Here is a 1,442-nt window from a genome sequence, read left to right as displayed (position 1 = left end):
ATGTCGTAGACGACGAAACCGTCGTAGTTGCCGCCGATGGCGTAGTCACCGGTGAACGCCAGGTCCGAGTTGACGCTGCGGACGGCCTCGGGCTTGGGCACGTTGGTCACGTGCGTGACGTTGTCGCTGGTGATGCTGTCGGCGGGCGGCGTGTCCGCCAGGGCAGTCGACGGAGCCAACAGCCCTGCGGTGAGTGCGACCGCCGCCGTCGCGGCCAGGGTCGCTGACCGTCTCAGGCCGCGTCGGGACCGATGGGTGGAGGGTGCGCGCATGGGTCTCCTCGTGCGCTCGGGGGGTTGTGCGGGGTTCCCGGCCCGGTGCCGGTCCTCCCGCTCCGGATGGGGTCGTGTCCGGGACGGTCCGCCCCGGGCGCGCCCCGGTCGGGGACGGACGGCGGGGCCGCGACCGTGGCGGTCGCGGCCCCTCTCCCGTTGCCCTGGCTCCCCAGGAGGAACCGCCGGGAGGTCCGTCGGATCAGCGTCCGTGGCCCCGGCCCGGTCGGTAGACCGGTTGGGACTGCGGGTTGAACTCGTCCATCACGACACGCTCGGCCACCCGGAACCTCGGGTCCTCGAGCTTGATGACGTCGAGTCCGCGGGTGATGTCGGAGGAGTAGACGTAGCCGTTGTAGTAGTACGCCGACCAGGAGCCGCCCACGACGAGGTCGCTGTCGTCGATCGGGTCACGGTCGAAGTAGGCGATCTCGGTCGCGTCGGTGGGGTCGTTGAAGTCGATCACCGACACGCCGCCCTGGTACCAGGCCTGCACGAAGAAGTCACGGCCGGGGGTGGGGATCAGCGAACCGTTGTGCGCCACGCAGTTCTCGGTGTCGGCCTGGTGGCGGGGGAGCTTGTAGTAGCCCTCGAAGGCCATCTCGGGAGCCTCGTCGGTGCCGCCGATCGTGTAGATGGCGTTGGCACCGCGCTCGGGACCGACGCCCTCGTTGCAGGTGGGGCCGCCGCCACCGCCGAGCTCGTCGGTGAACAGCACCGTCTCGCCCCGGTTGGTGAAGGTCGCCGAGTGCCAGAACGCGAAGTTCTCGTCGCGGACGACGTCGGTGACCACCGGCTCCGCCGGGTCGGAGATGTCCATCAGGATGCCGTCACCCATGCACGCGCCCGCGGCGACGTCGCCCTCGGGGTAGGCCGTGATGTCGTGGCAGCCGGAGGTGCCGGCGTTGCCGCCGTCGGGGAAGAGCACGGGGGTGTCGAGGACCTCGGCCGAGGCCGGGTCGTCGAGCGGGACCTCGATGACGGTGATCTTGTCGTGCGGAGGCTGGCAGTTCGGGAAGGCGCTGCGGGGCGAGTAGGAGGACACGTAGACGTACTCGTGCTCGCCGTCCTTACCGGGAACCAGCGTGTTGGTGTGCGAACCGCAGTCGGTGGGCACGGCGGTCACGTACTGCGGGTCGGCCTTGTCGGAGATGTCGAAGACCCGGATGC

At 70.0% G+C, this 1,442-nt stretch carries 1 protein-coding gene and 1 pseudogene; both read right to left on the bottom strand.

What is annotated here, in order from left to right; translation table 11 throughout:
* A pseudogene (locus D471_RS0132235) lies at nt 1-272 on the bottom strand (hypothetical protein); the annotation flags it as partial.
* A 202-nt stretch (nt 273-474) separates the two neighbouring features.
* Nucleotides 475-1,442: LVIVD repeat-containing protein (locus D471_RS0132230; RefSeq protein WP_017602425.1), on the bottom strand; the 968-nt coding region annotated here is incomplete at its 5' end.

The sequence above is a fragment of the Nocardiopsis lucentensis DSM 44048 genome (genome assembly GCF_000341125.1).
Taxonomy (GTDB): Bacteria; Actinomycetota; Actinomycetes; order Streptosporangiales; family Streptosporangiaceae; genus Nocardiopsis; species Nocardiopsis lucentensis.
The sequence above is the reverse complement of the archived record's forward strand: the minus strand, read 5'-3'. Positions and strand labels throughout refer to the sequence as shown.